The organism is Streptomyces sp. NPDC023723 (genome assembly GCF_040639815.1).
GTDB lineage: Bacteria > Actinomycetota > Actinomycetes > Streptomycetales > Streptomycetaceae > Streptomyces.
In genome coordinates, this window is sequence record NZ_JBFAAP010000003.1 from 46,072 (window position 1) to 62,791 (window position 16,720).

The window sequence follows — 16,720 nt, forward strand, 5'->3', positions numbered from 1 at the left end:
GGCGCGGTTGCACCGATCGGGGGCCGGCGCCTCGCGACGGGAACACGGCGGTCGCGAGGTGGTCCGTCCCCCCTACCGAGATCTGGGCTACAGGGTCGCGGCATGCCCGCCGCACGCTCGGACCAGGACGTACTTCCGCAGGAGGACTGTTTCATGACTGACCGGCCCTTGACGCTCATGGCCGTGCACGCCCACCCCGACGACGAGGCCACCGGGACCGGCGGGGTCCTCGCGCGGTACGCGGCGGAAGGCATCCGCACGGTGCTCGTGACGTGTACCGACGGCGGTTGCGGTGACGGACCGGGGGGTGTCAAACCGGGCGAGCCCGGCCACGATCCGGCGGCGGTCGCCTCGATGCGCCGGCAGGAGCTGGAGGAGAGCTGCGGCGTTCTGAAGATCAGCGATCTGGAGATGCTGGACTACGCCGACTCCGGAATGGTGGGCTGGCCGAGCAACGACGCCCCCGGGTCCTTCTGGCAGACCCCCGTACCGGAAGGGGCGGCCCGGCTCGCGGAACTCATGCGGCACTACCGGCCTGACGTCGTCGTCACCTACGACGAGAACGGCTTCTACGGCCACCCCGACCACATCCAGGCCCACCGCATCACCATGGCGGCGCTGGAGATGACCGGGCTGACGCCGAAGGTGTACTGGACCACGATGCCCCGCTCGACGATGCGGCGGTTCGGCGAGATCATGCGCGAGTTGCAGCCGGACATGCCGGAGCCGGACCCGGCCGAGGCCGCCGCGATGGCCGAGATCGGCCTCCCCGACGACGAGATCAGCACGTGGGTGGACACCACCGCGTTCAGCGGCCAGAAGTTCGACGCGCTGGCCGCGCACGCCAGTCAGGGCGAGAACATCTTCTTCCTCGGGATGGGCAAGGAGCGGTTCGGCGAGCTGATGGGCGTGGAGACCTTCGTACGGGTCCAGGACGCCACCGGCACCGCCCTGCCCGAGAACGATCTCTTCGCCGGACTGCGCTGATCCGGTGCCGGAGGCCCAGGTGAGAGACCCTGGGCCTGCTGTGCCGGCTGTCCTCGCTGGTCAGTGGACGGTCAGCTGTGGGACAGGGCGAAAGACACCAGGAAGCCGCACACCGTGATCATCCCGATCGCCAGATGGGCGTCCTCGAACGCCTCGGGGATCATGGTGTCGGCGATCATCGCGAGGATCGCGCCGGCGGCCACCGCCGTCACGGCCGCGATGACGGCCGGGGAGAACGCGCCGATGACCGTGTAGCCCAGTACGGCTGACACGGTGCTGGCGGCCGCGATCGCCGTCCACACGCCGAAGACGTACGCCTTGCCGCGCCCCGCCCGTTTCATCCCCGCCGAACTGGACAGCCCCTCGGGCACGTTGCTGATGAACACGGCCGCGACCGTCACCAGGCTCACCGCCCCGCCGTCGAGCAGGCTCACCCCGATGACCGCGGACTCCGGGACCCCGTCCAGCAGCGCCCCCAGCGCCAGCGCCGCCCCGGACCCGCCCTGCTCGCTCTCCGACGGCTGCACCTCGCCCGACCGGCTGCCGGACCGCTTGCGATGCCGGGCACCGCGCCGGGCCAGCCACATGTTGCCCAGGGTGTAGGCGGCGGCGCCGGCGAGGGTACCGATGGCGGCCGGTCCGAGTCCGGCCTGGTCGTACGCCTCACCGACCAGTTCGAAGGAGACCGCCGACAGCAGCACTCCGGCCCCGAAGGCCATCACCGAGGCGATCACCTTCTGCGGCACCCGCAGCCCGTAGCCGAGTCCGGCCCCCAGCAGCAGCGCCGAGCCCGCCACCAGTCCCCACAGCCCCGCCTGCACCACGTCACCCATGACGGCACCCGTACCCGGGCCGGAGACGATCACTCGGCGGGACGCCGCCCGGGGAGCTCGCCGACCAATACTTGGCCAGCCACATAATCGGTGCTACCTTTCATGTGGCTGGCCACCTAAAGGGGTCGGCGGTCCTGCTCACGAAGGAGACGCAGTCATGAAGGCCATCGTTTTCGACACGTTCGGCGGCACCGAAGTCCTGCACGAGGCGGAGCTCGAGCTGCCCCAGCCCGGCCCCGGCCAGGTCCGGGTCCGAGTCCGGGCGGTCGGCGTCAACCCGGTGGACGGCAAGATCCGCTCCGGGATCATGGAGGCGATCTTCCCCACCACGCTGCCCGCCGTGCCCGGCGGGGAGATCGCCGGGGTCGTCGACGCGGTCGGCGAAGGCGTCGAGCGGCTGAAGGCCGGCGACGAGGTGCTGGGCTGGTCCGACACCGGTTCCTACGCCCAGTACGCGCTGGCCACCGAGTCCGTCCTCGCCGCCAAGCCGGCCGGCCTGGACTGGACGCACGCCGCCGCGCTGCCCGTGGCGAGCGACGGTGCCGACCGGGTCCTGGACCTGCTCGACGTCAAGGCCGGTGAGACCCTGCTGATCCACGGCGCGTCCGGCGCGCTCGGCACCGTCGCCGTCCAGCTCGCCGTGGCCCGCGGCGCCCGCGTCATCGGCACCGCGGGTCCGGCCAACCAGGAGTACGTCACCTCGCTCGGCGCCACCGCGCTGGTCTACGGGGAGGGCCTCGTCGAGCGGGTCCGCGCGCTCGCCCCGAACGGCGTGGACGCCGTGTTCGACGCCGCGGGCAAGGGCGCGCTGGAGGACTCCATCACCCTGCGCGGCAGCACCGACCGGATCGTCACCACCGCCGACTTCCGCGCCCGCGAACTCGGCGTCGTCTTCGCCGAGGGCCCGCAGCGCCGCTCGGCCGCCCGGCTGGCCGAACTCGCCCAGCAGGCCGCCGCCGGCGCGCTGGTCACCACGGTCGGCGCGACCTATCCGCTCGCCGACGCGGCGCAGGCGCAGCAGGCCAGTGACGCCGGGCACGGCCGCGGCAAGGTCGTCCTGGTGGTGGCTGGCGGCTGATCCCGTCCCTCTCCCAGGTCCCGCCCTCGCCGTCTCACTCTCCGTCCCCCCTCCCTATCTACAGAAGGACGCCCCATGCCCAGCACCGACCTCGACGCCCTGTGGCAGCCCGCCCGTGCCGGGGAGCTCCGGCTGCCGCACCGGCTGGCCATGGCCCCGATGACACGCGGCCGCAGCACCGCGGAAGGCGTGCCTACGGAGCTGAACGCCGAGTACTACGCCCAGCGCGCCGCCAACGCCCTGATCATCACCGAGGGCACCCAGCCGTCCGCCGACGGACAGGGTTACCTCCTGACGCCCGGCATCCACTCCACGGCGCAGGTGGCCGGGTGGCGCAAGGTCACCGACGCGGTGCACGCCGCCGGTGGACGTGTCGTCGTACAGCTGATGCACGTCGGACGGATCGCGCACCCCGCCAACACCCCGCACGGACGGCAGCCGGTGGCACCCTCGCCGGTGCGCCCGGCGGGCGTGATGTTCACCGCGTCCGGACCGCGGGAGATGCCCCGGCCCCGGGAACTGTCGGCCGCGGAGATCGCCACGACGGTCGGGGACTTCCGCCGTGCCGCCGCGAACGCGGTCGCGGCCGGGGCGGACGGCGTGGAGATCCACGGCGCCAACGGCTACCTCCTCCACCAGTTCCTGTCCGGCAACGCCAACACCCGCACCGACCGCTACGGCGGCCCGGTCGGCAACCGCATCCGGTTCGCCGTCGAGGTCGCCACCGCCGTCGCCGCCGAGATCGGCGCCGGCCGCACCGGCATCCGGCTGTCCCCCGGCAACCCGTACAACGACATCCGCGAGGACGACCCGCACGAGCTGTACCCGGCCCTCGTCCGCGCCCTCGCCCCGCTGGACCTCGCCTACCTGCACCTGATCCACAGCGGCGACGAGCCGTTGCTGGACGCCCTGCGGGCGCTGTGGCCGGGCGCGCTGGTGCTGAACCGCGCGGGCGCGGACCTGGCCGCCCGGGCCAAGGACGTCGCCGACGGCCGGGCCGACATCGTCGCCGTCGGCGCGGCGGCCCTGGCCAACCCCGACCTGGTCGACCGGATACGCTCCGGAGCGCCGCTGAACACCCCGGACCCGGCCACCTTCTACAGCGGCGGCGCGACCGGCTACACCGACTACCCGACCCACGCCGCCTGAGGAGCAGCGATGAACGACCCCGCATTCAGGCCCCCGAGCACGGCACACGACGGACGCCTCAGCTACGCCGTCTTCCAGCTCGCCCGCGTCCACCGCGGCCACGCCGCCGCCATGCTCCGCGCCATGAACCTGCATCCGGGTCAGGAACTGCTGCTGATGCAGCTCTTCGACCGCGACGGCCAGACCCAGTCCGAACTGCTGGAAGCCGTCGGCCTGGACCACTCCACCGTCTCCAAGTCACTGCGCCGCATGCAGGACGCCGGACTCCTCACCCGGGAGCCGTCGGCGCACGACCGGCGCGTCATGGTGGTCCGGCTGACCGACGCGGGCCGCGCCCTGCGCGAGCCCATCGCCGACATGTGGCGCACGCTGGAGGAGATCTCGGTACGCGGCCTCACGGCGGACCAGATCGAGACGTTCACCGCGTCCGCGTACGCGATCGGGCAGTCGATCCGGGACCATGACCGTCAGGTTCCGACAGACCAGACGGACCGGACGGACCGGACGGACCAGACGGACCAGACGGACCAGTAGGACGGTCTCGCCTTCTGGGAAGTTGTGGGGTGGCGGGGTTGTGGGGTTGCGGGGTGGTGGACAAGGGACCGCCCGGGCCGGGGAATTCCGGTCCGGGCGGGGTGCCGCCGGGGCGTCAGCAGCCGTTGCGCAGCCGGTTCCAGGTGACCGGGCCGACAATGCCGTCGGCGGAGATGGCGCAGGTGCGCTGGAAGTCCACGACACCGGCCCTGGTGTTGTTGCCGAACTGGCCGTCGACGCCGGTGGAACCCACGGAGAAGCCCCAGAAGATCAGCAGACACTGGGCCTCGCGCACGGCGTTGCCGGAGCTTCCGACGGAGATGGTGGGCGGGGTGACGGCACCGTGGTAGCCGCAGTAGTAGGCGGTCGGAGCCGCCTCGACCGCCGGAGTGGCGGCCGCGGCGGAAGCGGATCCGCTGGTCAGTGCGGTGGCCCCGGTGAAGATCAGGGCACCGACAGCGAGTGATGCGGCGGAACGTCGGACAAACCTCACAATTTCTCCCCACAGCATAGATTGGTCATGTCCATGCATTGCCCGGCAAAGCTAACAAGGCCCTATGTGTCGCAATAGGTGCCTTCAAGCCCGTCCGTCCGTGCGCGAGACCGCCCGATGAGCTGCCACCATCCCCTCGGCAACCCCATCCGCCCGCGAGCCAGCAGGCGGAACTCCCGGGGCGGAATGGCCGGTACTCCGGGTTGCGCGGGCAGTAGGACAAGACCTGGCCTAGATCGTCCCTAACGTGGTCCTGACCGACGGAGCAGGACCATCGAGAGGCGAAGATCATGAGTAGCGACGAGTCGACCGCCGGCGGACCCGACCTGGGCGAGCGCCCGGCTGCCAGTGGGGAGCGCGCCGACCTGCTGGAGGCACTGGCCAAGCAGCGGCACTTCCTGCGCTTCCCCGCCCGTGACCTCACCGACGAGCAGGCCCGGCTGCGGACCACCGCCGGCGAGCTGTGTCTGGGCGGCCTGATCAAGCACGTCACGGAGGTCGAACGAGGCTGGGGCGACTTCATCCTGCACGGCCCCTCGGTCATGCCGGACTTCACGGCCATGACCGAGGCCGACTGGGCGCGCCGGCAGGACGGGTTCCGGCTGCTGCCCGGGGAGACACTGGCCGGGGTGCTGGCCGACTACGCGGAGGTGGCCCGCCGTACCGACGAACTGGTGGCCACCCTGCCCGATCTGGACGCCTCCTGGCCGCTGCCGAAGTCCCCGTGGAACGAACCCGGTACGCGGTGGTCGGCCCGCCGGGTCCTGCTGCACATCGTCGCCGAGACCGCCCAGCACGCCGGTCACGCCGACATCATCCGCGAGTCCCTCGACGGCGCCAAGAGCATGGGGTAGGCGGGCACAAGGACGACCGGGAGGAGGGCGGCCCCCGGCCCGGTGCGGACGACAAGCCCGCACTCCTGAGCCACAATCTTCGCAGAGGCGAATTTTCACACCAGCCCTCGTGAGGGGTCCGCCGTGCTCGATGTGCCGTTCTGGTTGTGGTCGGTGTTCGCCGTCACCGTGATCGTGTCGCTGACCGTGGACCTGCTGGCACACCGGGACGCCCACGTCATCGGGTTCAAGGAGGCCGCCGCGTGGAGCGCCGTGTGGGTCGGTCTCGCCCTCGTCTTCGGCGCGGTCGTCTTCCTGGTGCTGGGCACGACGCCAGGGGTGGAGTACACCACGGCGTGGCTGCTGGAGAAGAGCCTGTCGGTCGACAACCTGTTCGTCTTCGCGCTGATCTTCTCCTACTTCAAGGTGCCGCGCGCCTACCAGCACCGCGTGCTGTTCTTCGGCGTCATGGGCGCGCTGGTGTTCCGAGGGCTCTTCCTCGCCGCCGGTGTGGCGGTGGTCAGCCGGTTCACCGCGGTGCTCTTCGTCTTCGCGGCCATCCTCTTCTACAGCACCTACAAGATCCTCACGGGGAAGGACGAGAGCTTCGACCCGGGCCGGAGCATCGCCGTACGGCTGCTGCGCAAGGTGGTGCCCGTCCGGGACGAGTACGCCGGGACGAAGTTCTTCGTGAAGGAAGCCGGCAAGCGGGTCGCCACCCCGCTGCTCGCCGTCGTCGCCGCGATCGAGGCGGCCGACCTGGTCTTCGCCGTGGACAGCGTGCCCGCCGTGCTGGCGGTCAGCGACGACGCCTTCATCGTGTACACCAGCAACGCGTTCGCCATCCTCGGCCTGCGGGCCCTGTATTTCCTGCTCGCCGGGCTGCTGGACCGGTTCCACTACCTCAGCAAGGGTCTGGCGCTGATCCTTGCCTTCATCGGCGTGAAGCTGATCCTCCAGGCGTCCCACAAGCTGTTCAGCAGCGACATCCCGGAGATCCCGTCGCCCGTCAGCCTGGCCGTCATCGTCGTGGTCCTGGCCGCGTCCGTCGTACTGAGCATCCGGCACCCCGACCCGTCCGGGACAACAGCCGCAAAGGACCAGGACGGGGATAGAAACGGCAACGGGAACGGGAACGGTAGCTAATAAAAGCCTCATATATTGGTAAAGAGAATATTATTGACATATGGGTAAGCGACTACACGCAAGCGCGCCGCAGGCGGGCCGGGTCTGCCCGGTCTGCCAGAACTACGTGGCCGCGGAAGTCACGCGGCACAAGACGATGGGAGTCTTCGTCCCCCTGTGGAAGCCCGGCCGCTGCCACACCCCCGACTGCCCGGAGCACCTGCGGGGCGCGGAGCACCGCGGAGACACCCGGAGCGCTCCCCAGCCGCACGGTCAGAACCGGGTCTGACGGCACTCCCCGTCACGCTACGATCACCCCCGTTCACCCTGTGAGCGGGCCCGTACCGAGGACCGCGGGCAGGCGGGCGGGCTGGAGGGACCGGTGCGTGGTGCGGCGGGAGACGGCGGACGGCCGGGGGTGACGCCCGGACCGGGGTTCTGGCGACAGGTCGTCGAACAGCTGGACGCGGCCCTGATGGTGCTGGACCCGGCCGGACGGATCACCGCCGCCAACCCGGCGGCCGAGCGGCTGCTCGGCCGCCCGGCTGCGGCGCTGCGCGGCGCGGACGCGCACGACCTGCTGCACCGGGACCCGGACGGCGGCGAGGTGCCGCGCGACCGGTGCCCCCTGCTGCACGCGCTGGCCGAGGGCAGCGGGGCGCGCGGCGAGGGCGGGACGTACGTGCGCGGCGACGGCCGCCTGCTGCCGGTCTCCTGGACCGCCTCTCCGCTGGCCGAGGGCGGCTCCGTCCGGGGCATGGCGCTGCTGTTCACGGATGCCACCGGGGACCGCCGCGTCCACCGGGAGCGAACGGCACGCACGCGCGCCCTGGAGGACCTCAACGAGCGGCTGTCCCTGGTTGCCGAGATCACGGACGTACTGGGGCAGACCCTGGAGACCGACGAGGCCCTGGCCCGCCTGGTGCGCCTGCTGGTGCCCCGCCTCGCCGACTGGGCGGCGGTGGATCTGCGCACCGGTTCCGGAGCGGTCCACCGCGTGGCGGTGACCGGCCCGGAGGGACGGCACGCCGGGTTCGAGGGCCGGCACACCCCCACGCCGCGGCCCGGTGAGGTCGACGACTCCCCGCTGAGCCGGGTGCTGACCGGTGGCGAATCGGTACTCGAGAGACGGGTGACGGCCGTCCCGCCGGCCGCCGAACGTGCCCCGCTGGCCGCTCTGCACAACGGCTTCCTGAGGGTCGTGGGCGCCACCTCCGCCGTCACGGTGCCGCTCGGCGCCGACGACCGGATCACCGGCGCGCTGACGGTGGTGCGCACCGACCCGGCGCATCCCTTCGACGACGGCGACCTGCTGGCGGTGGGTGACGTCGGCCGCCGGGTCGGCGTGGTCATCGACAACACCCGCCGCTACGGCCGTCAGCGCGCCGTCGCCGAGGCCATGCAGCGCAACCTGCTCACCCCGCTGCCCCGGCCCGGCCGGCTCCGGCTGGCCGCCCGCTACCAGCCCGCCCCGGCCGGCTCGCAGGTCGGCGGGGACTGGTACGACGCCTTCGCGCTGAAGGACGGCGCGCTCGCCCTGGTCATCGGTGACGTCGTGGGCCATGACCTGACCGCGGCGGCCGGCATGGCCCAACTGCACGGCATCCTGCGCTCACTGGCCTGGGACCACACCGGGCCGCCCGGCGCCGTCGTCGACCGGCTGGACGCCGCCATGCCCGTCATCACCACCGTTCCGATGGCCACCCTGATCCTGGCCCGGGTCGAGGGCGACCCGGACACGGGACCCTGGACGCTGCACTGGACCAGCGCGGGACACCTGCCTCCGCTGCTCCTCTCCCCGGACCGAACGGCGCGCTACCTGGAAACCGGCCAAGGACTGCTCCTCGGCACCGGTTCCGCCGCCGCCGCGGGCCGGCCGAACGCCACCCACCCGCTGGCGCCCGGCTCCACCCTGCTGCTGTACACCGACGGGCTCGTCGAGACACCGGGCAGCCACCTCGACACCGGCCTGGACCGGCTGCGCCGGCACGCCCTCGCGCTCGCCCACGAACCGCTGGACACGCTGTGCGGCGAGATCCTCGCCCGCGTCCCGCCCGGCAGCACCGACGACATCGCCCTGCTCGCCCTGCGGCTGCCACCGCGCTGAGCCGGGCCCCTGGGCGGGGACACGAGCAGGCGGGGAACGGCGCGCGGTTGTCCGAGGCCCGGGCCGGTGACGGACCGTCACGCCGCTTTTACGGGCCGGAGAGTAAGCTGGAGTCACCGAGGGCATCAGGCACGCCGGTGGCGGACCGGCTCCACCCCCGGCGTTCACCGGCGGCTCATCATCCGGGACGGTTCCCGCGCCGAGTCGCGTACGCCGCAGTCGTCCGGTCCCCGGCATCGCTCGCACCGGCACTCCCGCGGTCCCGGAGACCGGCGACGGCCGCCGGCCTCCTCAATCGCCTCGGCCCGAAGCCCGACCCCCTGGTCCGCTCCCGGGCCCGCACCGACCGCGCGCCACACCCGTCCGGACCGCCGTACACGACCCCCGTACGCGACCGCCGGCCCTCGTCTTCAGAGAGAAGCCCCGTGCTCACCACGACACCCGCCACACCAGCCACACCCACCGCACCGGACACACCGGCCACACCAGCCACATCCACCGCATCGGCCACATCCACCGCGTCGGCCACACCCGCCGCACCCGCCGCACCGGACACATCGGCCACATCGACCGCCCCAGTCACCTCACCCGCCTCTCTCACGCCGGCCGCACCAGCCGGCCTGCCCCTCCTGCGCCTGCGTATCGCACCCCGCGGCGTGCTGCCGCGCCGGCTGGACGGAGTGTGGTGGCCGTACTCCCGCGACCTGCTGACCCAGCTCCCGTTGCTGCTCGCCGCGCTGCCGACCGCTTGGGGACACGTCACCGGTGTCACCGTGAACGCCACGGCCTGGTCCGCGGCGCCGGGACGCATGTTCGTCGCCAATCAAGTCGTGCGCCTGCACAAGTCCGTCGCCGCGCCGGACACCGTCGTCCTTCTCGCGCCCGGCCACGGCCGCTGGGACCTGCTGGTCGTTGCGCCGGACACGACGGAGGAAGCCGCCGAGTCCCTCATGGCCGCCGCGCTGGACGACCCCGCGGCCGGCCCCGACGGGGGAGCCTGAAACCGCCCCCCTCGCGGACCCCTCCCAGTCATCCGCCCGCTTCGCAGAGAGTCCCCCCGCCATGACCGCTGTCAGCACCCCCGCCGCGCGTTCCGACACCTCCGGCAGCGACTTCGCCCGGCTGTCGCGGAAGATCACGGACGCCGGACTGCTGGGGCGCCGCCCCGGCTACTACACGTTACGGATCACCGCGGTGACCGGCCTCTACGCCATCGGCTGGACCGCGTTCGTCCTCGTCGGCCCCTCCTGGTGGACGCTGGCGGTCGCCGCCTTCCTGGCCGTCCTGTACGGGCAAGTGGCGCTGGTCGCCCATGACATGGCGCACCGGCAGGTGTTCCGCCGCCGCCGGGCCAGCGAGGTGTCCGGACGGATCGCCGGCGCGTCGATCGGCATGAGCTACGGCTGGTGGCAGGACAAGCACACCCGTCACCACGCCAACCCCAACACCGTGGACCTCGACCCCGACATCGGCCCCGACCTGCTCGTCTGGACCCCGGACCAGGCCCGCGCCGCCACCGGACTGCCCCGGCTGCTCGGCCGCCGGCAGGCGTTCCTGTTCTTCCCGCTGCTCACGCTGGAGGGCTTCAACCTGCATGTGTCCAGCGGCCGGGCGGTCGCCAACCGCCGGCTCAAGAACCGGACGCTCGACGCGGCCCTGCTGTTCGCGCACTGCGCGCTCTACCTGGCCGCCCTGTTCCTGGTCCTGCCGCCCGGCATGGCGATCGCCTTCCTCGCCGTCCACCAGTGCCTGTTCGGCGTCTACCTCGGTTCCGTCTTCGCCCCCAACCACAAGGGCATGCCGATCCTGTCGGCCGACGACCGCCCGGACTTCCTGCGCCGCCAGGTGCTCACCTCCCGCAATGTCAACGGCGGCCGGTTCACCGACCTCGCGCTCGGCGGGCTGAACCACCAGATCGAACACCACCTGTTCCCGAGCATGCCCAGCCCCAACCTGCGCAAGGCCCGCGCCATCGTCCGGCGCTACTGCCGGGAGCTGGGCGTCGACTACACGGAGACCGGGCTGATCGCCTCGTACCGGCTGGCGCTCGCCAGCCTGCACCGGGCCGGCGCGCCGCTCCGGCAGCCCGGCGCCCGGGCCTAGGACCGGACGCCGGGCCGCGACCGGCGGGCCGGCTCGGCTCCGACCGCGGGGGCGGGGATTTCCCCCCGCCCGCTCTGCCCCCGCCGGCTCTGCCCCCGCCGGTTCTCCCCCTGCCCCGCTCCGGCCGGGCGCGGGGCAGGGGGACCCAGCAGGCGACCGGAGCCGGTGATGTCGATGACCCGGACCAGCGAGCTCGGCGGGTGGTGCAGGCGCAGGACCGCTCCGGTCCGGCCGAGGTTCTCCGCGGCTTCGAGGAAGGCGTTCAGCGCGCTGACGTCGCAGAAGCCGACCGCCGTCAGGTCGACGTCGACGGTACGGGTGAGTCCGCGCGGGCACCGGGCCAGCGCGGAGCGCACGAGCGACACCGTGGTCAGGTCTATGTCGCCCACGACGGTGAACTCGGCCCGCGAGCCGCGGTTGTGCTGCTGGACACCGAACCGCGCAGGAGGCACGACATCTCCCCCGGTGGGTCCCTCGGCGGCACTCCGCAGGGCGAGCCGGGCCGGGTTCACACCGGCTTCTGGTGGGTACGGCGCCGGGGGCGCAGCCGGCCGCGTCCGCCGGCCCGGTGGTCCCGGCGGCCCGACGGCTGCCCGGCAGTGGGTTTCCGGTCCGGTACGACCGCGCCGTAGCGGCCGTAGTGGAAGGAGGCGATCCGGGCGCCGTGCTGAGAGTTGAGCCGGTGGATGAGGAACACGCCTGCCGCGACCACCGCCAGCAGCACGATCACCGTCACGAGGAGCTCCATCGTCCTCACACCCTTTCCGCCCGGTCCGCGGGCGCCGCGGTCACCACTCGGTCTCTCGGCGGGACGACCGGAGCACCGGCCGCCCGTCCCCCTTCGGACTCCCAGGCCGCTTCGCCGGTGCGGTCGGCCGCCGCGGTCGCCGACCGGTGCCCGGCCTCCGCCAGCAGCCGGCTCGCGGTCACGGCGCGGTGCGGATCGCTCCCGGCGGCCATCAGCCAGGCGGCCTCGGCGGACGGCGTGTGCGGGGGAACCACCAGCAGGTTCCAGCGGCCCAGGTGGTAGGAGAGCAGCAGGAGTTCGTGCGCGTCCTGTTCGAAGCGGAACCAGCCCACCTTCACCACGTGTCCGGCGACGGACACCTTGCGCGGGACGTCCGGCCACCGGACGGGATTCACCGTGACCCGGGTGATCCGTCCCCACAGCGGATCGAGCACGGACGCAAGGGCGGGCAGTTCGGCGGCGAGATCACGCGAGTGCGGCCACCAGGCGCCGTCCAGCAGGAGCGGCGACGAACCGGCGGGGGCGAGCGACAGACGCACGGGAGCGGCGGGGAGTCGGACTTCGGACGGCATCGGGCGGAAGACGGTCGCAGTCATGACGCGGACCCTGCCCCGGGCGGGCCGGAGCCGGCCCGGCGTAGTCGATCACCGGGAACGACACGGGCGCGAATGCCCGTACGCGGAATGCCCTCGGTACTTCGAGCCTACTCCTCGCGACGTCCGAGCGGGCCGTGCGGCCGACGTCCGTGCGACCCCGGTGCCCCGGGCCGACCGCGCGTTCGGACGTCGTCCCGGTCGCCCGGGGGGGCTCGGCGGCGCGGGCCGCGTAGAGTGGTCGGCACTCCGTTCGTGCCGCACAGCGAGGTCGTCATGACGTCCCAGGAAGCACCCGCCGCCGGGTACGCCGAGGTCCAGATCGTCGCCGCGTCGCCCGAGGTCGCCCGGCGGGTGGCGGAGGTCCTCCGCCACAGCTTCGCCGCGGCCGAGCAGCGCAGCTTCCCCGCCGGCGACGAGGGCGGGACCCGTCTCGAACTCACCGTGGACACCACCCGGGTGGAGGAACCGGCCCGCTCGTGGCTGGAGTCCAGCCGCTGAGCGGGTGCCCGCGCGGGCGGCGCGCCTCGCTCCGGGATCGGCCGACCGTTTCCGTTGACCGGACGGCGCGCTTGATCGCGCTCAGGCAGTGCCCGTCCGTACCGTCAGGGCCCGTCCGTACCGGCAAGGCCCGTCAGTGCCGCGGGTGCGGCGGCAGTCGCGGGCTCATCGGCTCCGTGAAGCCGGTGGTCCGCTCCGCGACGCGCTCCTCGGGGAACGGGGGGTGCCCGGGTGGCCCGGTCAGCGGGCCGCGGCGAGGGTGAACACCCGCTCGGCCGTGCGGTGGGCGATGGCCGTGCGGCGGGTCTCGGTCAGCGGGGTGTTCCGCAGGAAGTCGACGGCCGCCCGCGCGTCCTCGTACGGGGAGTCGATCGCGAACATCACGCGGTCCTCGCCCACCGCGCGCAGGGCCAGGTTCAGTACGTCCGGGTCGTCGATGCCGCTCGTGGTGAGCACGAAGTTGCGGCGGAAGTACTCGCTCGGTGTCAGTGCCAGCCGCGGCATCGGCGTCGCCGCGCCGGCCGTGGCGGTGGCGAACGCGTGCCGGTTGTCGATGCGGCGCAGCCAGTACGGAATGCCCTCGCCGAGGTGGCCGAGGACGAGGGTCAGATCCGGGTGGCGGTCCAGCGTGCCGCTCAGGATCAGCCGCATGGCGTGCAGGCCGGCCTCGGCCTGGTAGCCCCAGATCGCCCCGGGCAGCCCGTATGGGCGGTAGGGCGCCAGCATGCTCGGCACCCGTGGGTGCAGATAGACCGGCGCCCGGCTCGCCTCGGCCGCCGTCAGCAGCGGAGCGAACTCCGGCTCGTCCAGGTAGCGGCCGCCGGTGTGTGAGTTGATCATGATGCCGTGGAGGCCGAGCGGGCCCGTCGCCCGTTCGATCTCGGCGGCCGCGGCGGCCGGGTCCTGTGGTGCCACCGCGGCCAGTGCGCCGAAACGGTCCGGGTGCCGCCGTACGATCGCGGCCAGCGCGTCGTTGAAGTCCCGGGCCAGCGGCACCGCGTCGGCCGCCGGGTACGGCTGCACACCGGGCGGATTCAGGCTCAGTACCGCCATGTCCTGGCCGAGCGCGTCCATCTCCCGCAGCCGGGCGTCGAGGTCGACCAGCCGGGTACGGAACGCGGGCGTGCGCTCCATCGTGCGCATGCCGTGCATCTCGGTCGCGTCGCCCGGCCCGACGTCCAGGCCGTGCGCGACGCGCAGGAACGCCTCGGTGGCCAGGTGCTCCTCGACCGCGACGATCCTCATGCCCGGCGCCCGCCGTCGACCGACAGCGCGATCCCGGTGACATAGGACGCGGCGTCCGAGCCGAGCCAGACCGCGGCCGCGGCGGCCTCCTCGGAGGTGGCCATCCGGCCGAGCGGAGTCGTCGCCGACTGCAACGCGATCATGTCGGTGCCGGCCGCCACCCGTTCGAAGCCGGGGGTGCGGGTCGGGCCCGGGCAGACGGCGTTGACCCGGATGCCCTGCGGCGCGTAGTCCACGGCGGCGGCCTTGGTGAGGCCGACGACGCCGTGCTTGGCGGCCACGTAGGCGGGGGCGGTGGGGATCGCGTACAGACCGCCGTTGGAGGCCACGTTGACGATCGCGCCGCCGCCGCGGGTGCGCAGCGCGGGCAGTTCGTGCTTCATGCACAGGAAGGTGCCGGTCAGGTTGACGTGGACGACGCGCTCGAACTCGGCCGGGGGCAGCTCGTCCAGCCTGCGGTGGTGCGAGTCCAGGCCGGCGTTGTTCACGGCGAGGTCGAGACCGCCGTAGGCCGCGACCGTGCGCTCGACGGCCGTCCGCACGTCGTCCTCGTCGGCGATGTCGACGCGGAGCGCCTGGGCCCGGCCGCCGTCCTTCCTGATCGTCTCGGTGGTCTCGGCGGCCGTGGCCTCGTCGATGTCGGTGACCGTGACGGCGGCGCCCTGCCGGGCCAGTTCGATGGCCGTCGCGCGGCCGATACCGCTTCCGGCGCCTGTGACGAGTGCGGCTTTCCCCACGAATGCGTTCATGATGACCTCTGGATCTCGATGTGGGATCTCGATGTGGTTACTGCGGTGGCCACGCGTGCGGCAACAGGCCCTGACTCAGGGGCTCTAGCTCAGGGGCCCTAGCTCAGGGGCCTAGCTCAGGGGTACGACGATCCCGGCGCCGTGCCTGCCCGCCTCCGCCTCGTCCAGCAGCAGGGACGCCAGCGTGGTCCGGGAGATGCGGGGCGGCAGCAGGGGGCGGCGCAGCTCTGCCAGCGGCACGGTGCGGCGGGTGGGGCTGAGCGGGCCGTCGGTGACGTCCGGGGCGTGGAACACCGTGGCGCCGGCGGCCAGGGCGATCTGGTCGGCCTCCGCCTTCTCGGCCAGTTCCCTGCCGACGAACATCCGCATCACCCCGGCGTAGATCAGCCCGCCCGACCGGCTCGACACGCCGGCGCCCAGCGCGCCGAGCCACACCGTGCGCACGTCCGCCGCCGCGAGCGCCCGGGCCCCGGCGACCAGCGCGCCCGGCCCGTCGCCCTTGCCGATGCCGATGGCCGAGACGGCCACGTCGACGTCACCGAGGCCGGGGAAGTTCCGCTCCACGGTGACGTCCGCCTGCCGGACCTCGACCCGGCTCGGCGCGGGCACCGTGACCTTGGCCGGCGTCCGGACCAGGGCCACCACCTCGTGGCCTCGCTCCAGCGCCTGGCCCAGCAGCGTGCCGCCGGTCCGTCCCGATGCTCCGAGTATGGCGATGCGCATGATCATTCCCCTTGACTGAACAACTGTTGGTTACTTAAGTAAACAACCGTTGGTTACGGACGTCAAGGCGGGGCCGAGGCGACGGCCGAGGCGACGGCTCCCTGTACGGTGAACATCTGTTGTCGAACCGTTCGCACTGGTCAGAAGGGGCGAAGATGTCGGACGCGTCGGACCCGCCGGAGGCGTCGCCCGGGAAGCGGTCCGCTCCGCGGCGCCGCAACCCGCGAGGGCAGGGACAGCTGCTCAAGGCCCAGCTCGTGGACGCCGCGGCACGGCTGCTGGCCACCCTGGAGCAGCCGGAGACGCTGACCCTGCGGCAGGTCGCGCGGGAGGTCGGCGTGGCGCCGGCCAGCATCTACAGCCACTTTCCCGACCTGAGCGCGCTGATCCAGCACGTACTGCGGCTGCGCTACGACGAACTGGCCCAGCTGATGGACCGGGCCGCGCGGTCCGCCGCGGACCCGCTCGCCGAACTCGTCGCCCGCTGCACGGCGTACGTGCGCTGGGGGGTCGGCCAGCCCGGCCACTACCGCACCCTGTTCGGCGGGCGGATGCCGGACGACCTCGTCCCCGGGTCGGCGCACGGCGGCGGGGCGGAACTGCTCGAGGCGGTCGTTGCCGCCCTGGCGGCCGCCGCGGAGGGGGAGCGGCGGCAGCCCTCGCCGGCCCGGCAGTGGCAGGCCGGCCTCATGCTCTGGACCGCGCTGCACGGCCTGGTCAGCCTCTACAACGACCACGGGAACATGCCCTGGCCACCCCTGGACGACCTGATCGCCGACCTGGTCGGCCTGCACACCGGCCGGCCGGCCGCACAGATCGCGGCGCTGCTGCCCGGCCCCGGGGACGGCCCGGGGAGCGCCGGCCCTCCTCCCGTGCCGACCGCCTGACCCGCCGTGCCGACCGCCTGACCCGCCGGGTT

Annotated in this window: 20 protein-coding genes; 12 read left to right on the forward strand and 8 right to left on the reverse strand. The window is 72.9% G+C overall.

The annotated features are described in order from the left end of the window. Positions 1 to 153: 153 nt before the first annotated feature. Entirely contained in the window at positions 154 to 987 is an 834-nt protein-coding gene (locus AB0G32_RS05210; RefSeq protein ID WP_361158345.1) for a PIG-L family deacetylase, read from the forward strand. Positions 988 to 1,058: 71 nt separating this feature from the next. Here the strand turns inward: AB0G32_RS05210 and AB0G32_RS05215 are convergent, their stop codons facing one another. Next, positions 1,059 to 1,820 carry a ZIP family zinc transporter gene (locus tag AB0G32_RS05215; RefSeq protein ID WP_361158347.1) on the reverse strand — a complete coding sequence of 254 codons (762 nt, stop codon included), beginning with the start codon at positions 1,818 to 1,820 and terminating at the stop codon, positions 1,059 to 1,061. 157 nt (positions 1,821 to 1,977) lie between these two features. Between AB0G32_RS05215 and AB0G32_RS05220 the strand changes: the two genes are divergently transcribed. The 3 genes from AB0G32_RS05220 to AB0G32_RS05230 all read left to right on the forward strand — a co-directional run bounded on the left by AB0G32_RS05220 (position 1,978) and on the right by AB0G32_RS05230 (position 4,581). After that, a complete protein-coding gene (locus tag AB0G32_RS05220) occupies positions 1,978 to 2,898 on the forward strand; it encodes an NADP-dependent oxidoreductase (RefSeq protein WP_361158349.1) in 921 nt (306 codons plus the stop codon). Positions 2,899 to 2,973: 75 nt separating this feature from the next. Next, the gene (locus tag AB0G32_RS05225; protein WP_361158352.1) at positions 2,974 to 4,047 is read left to right on the forward strand and encodes an alkene reductase; all 1,074 of its coding nucleotides are present in this window, start codon (positions 2,974 to 2,976) and stop codon (positions 4,045 to 4,047) included. Positions 4,048 to 4,056: 9 nt separating this feature from the next. Next, entirely contained in the window at positions 4,057 to 4,581 is a 525-nt protein-coding gene (locus AB0G32_RS05230) for a MarR family winged helix-turn-helix transcriptional regulator (protein ID WP_361158354.1), read from the forward strand. Between the two features lie 115 nt (positions 4,582 to 4,696). On the opposite strand, the gene AB0G32_RS05235 is transcribed toward AB0G32_RS05230, so the two are convergent. Next, complete coding sequence (locus tag AB0G32_RS05235) at positions 4,697 to 5,074, reverse strand: peptidoglycan-binding domain-containing protein (protein ID WP_361158357.1); 378 nt, start codon at positions 5,072 to 5,074, stop codon at positions 4,697 to 4,699. 290 nt (positions 5,075 to 5,364) lie between these two features. Between AB0G32_RS05235 and AB0G32_RS05240 the strand changes: the two genes are divergently transcribed. The 6 genes from AB0G32_RS05240 to AB0G32_RS05265 all read left to right on the forward strand — a co-directional run bounded on the left by AB0G32_RS05240 (position 5,365) and on the right by AB0G32_RS05265 (position 11,242). Beyond that, positions 5,365 to 5,928, forward strand: coding sequence for a DinB family protein (locus AB0G32_RS05240; protein ID WP_361158358.1), 564 nt, complete (start codon positions 5,365 to 5,367; stop codon positions 5,926 to 5,928). Positions 5,929 to 6,051: 123 nt separating this feature from the next. Next, positions 6,052 to 7,053: a TerC family protein gene (locus tag AB0G32_RS05245; protein ID WP_361158360.1), complete on the forward strand. Its 1,002-nt coding sequence runs from the start codon at positions 6,052 to 6,054 to the stop codon at positions 7,051 to 7,053. Between the two features lie 40 nt (positions 7,054 to 7,093). Further along, positions 7,094 to 7,321: a hypothetical protein gene (locus AB0G32_RS05250; RefSeq protein ID WP_361158363.1), complete on the forward strand. Its 228-nt coding sequence runs from the start codon at positions 7,094 to 7,096 to the stop codon at positions 7,319 to 7,321. A 129-nt stretch (positions 7,322 to 7,450) separates the two neighbouring features. Continuing rightward, positions 7,451 to 9,139 carry a SpoIIE family protein phosphatase gene (locus AB0G32_RS05255; RefSeq protein WP_361158366.1) on the forward strand — a complete coding sequence of 563 codons (1,689 nt, stop codon included), beginning with the start codon at positions 7,451 to 7,453 and terminating at the stop codon, positions 9,137 to 9,139. Positions 9,140 to 9,780: 641 nt separating this feature from the next. Beyond that, the gene (locus tag AB0G32_RS05260) at positions 9,781 to 10,140 is read left to right on the forward strand and encodes a DUF5994 family protein (protein WP_361159063.1); all 360 of its coding nucleotides are present in this window, start codon (positions 9,781 to 9,783) and stop codon (positions 10,138 to 10,140) included. A gap of 61 nt (positions 10,141 to 10,201) precedes the next feature. Continuing rightward, positions 10,202 to 11,242, forward strand: coding sequence for an acyl-CoA desaturase (locus tag AB0G32_RS05265; RefSeq protein ID WP_361158369.1), 1,041 nt, complete (start codon positions 10,202 to 10,204; stop codon positions 11,240 to 11,242). On the opposite strand, the gene AB0G32_RS05270 is transcribed toward AB0G32_RS05265, so the two are convergent. The 3 genes from AB0G32_RS05270 to AB0G32_RS05280 are packed head-to-tail and all read right to left on the reverse strand — an operon-like array spanning position 11,239 to position 12,586. Continuing rightward, positions 11,239 to 11,694 (reverse strand): STAS domain-containing protein, encoded by a 456-nt coding sequence (locus AB0G32_RS05270; protein WP_361158372.1) that lies wholly within the window; start codon positions 11,692 to 11,694, stop codon positions 11,239 to 11,241. The genes AB0G32_RS05265 and AB0G32_RS05270 overlap by 4 nt on opposite strands. A 56-nt stretch (positions 11,695 to 11,750) precedes the next feature. After that, positions 11,751 to 11,990: a hypothetical protein gene (locus AB0G32_RS05275; protein ID WP_361158374.1), complete on the reverse strand. Its 240-nt coding sequence runs from the start codon at positions 11,988 to 11,990 to the stop codon at positions 11,751 to 11,753. Positions 11,991 to 11,995: 5 nt separating this feature from the next. Continuing rightward, entirely contained in the window at positions 11,996 to 12,586 is a 591-nt protein-coding gene (locus tag AB0G32_RS05280; protein ID WP_361158377.1) for a DUF5994 family protein, read from the reverse strand. Positions 12,587 to 12,859: 273 nt separating this feature from the next. Here AB0G32_RS05280 and AB0G32_RS05285 point away from each other — a divergent pair, with 273 nt between their 5' ends. Further along, positions 12,860 to 13,084, forward strand: coding sequence for a hypothetical protein (locus AB0G32_RS05285; protein ID WP_361159065.1), 225 nt, complete (start codon positions 12,860 to 12,862; stop codon positions 13,082 to 13,084). Between the two features lie 240 nt (positions 13,085 to 13,324). Here the strand turns inward: AB0G32_RS05285 and AB0G32_RS05290 are convergent, their stop codons facing one another. From AB0G32_RS05290 to AB0G32_RS05300, 3 genes are all read right to left on the reverse strand, one after another. Further along, positions 13,325 to 14,329, reverse strand: coding sequence for an amidohydrolase family protein (locus tag AB0G32_RS05290; RefSeq protein ID WP_361158380.1), 1,005 nt, complete (start codon positions 14,327 to 14,329; stop codon positions 13,325 to 13,327). Next, positions 14,326 to 15,078, reverse strand: a complete 753-nt coding sequence (locus AB0G32_RS05295) for a glucose 1-dehydrogenase (RefSeq protein WP_361158383.1) — start codon at positions 15,076 to 15,078, stop codon at positions 14,326 to 14,328. Before AB0G32_RS05295 ends, AB0G32_RS05290 begins: the two co-directional genes overlap by 4 nt. 111 nt (positions 15,079 to 15,189) lie before the next feature. Further along, complete coding sequence (locus tag AB0G32_RS05300) at positions 15,190 to 15,801, reverse strand: NAD(P)H-binding protein (RefSeq protein ID WP_361158386.1); 612 nt, start codon at positions 15,799 to 15,801, stop codon at positions 15,190 to 15,192. Between the two features lie 155 nt (positions 15,802 to 15,956). Here AB0G32_RS05300 and AB0G32_RS05305 point away from each other — a divergent pair, with 155 nt between their 5' ends. Next, positions 15,957 to 16,688: a TetR/AcrR family transcriptional regulator gene (locus AB0G32_RS05305; protein ID WP_361158389.1), complete on the forward strand. Its 732-nt coding sequence runs from the start codon at positions 15,957 to 15,959 to the stop codon at positions 16,686 to 16,688. Positions 16,689 to 16,720 lie beyond the last annotated feature (32 nt).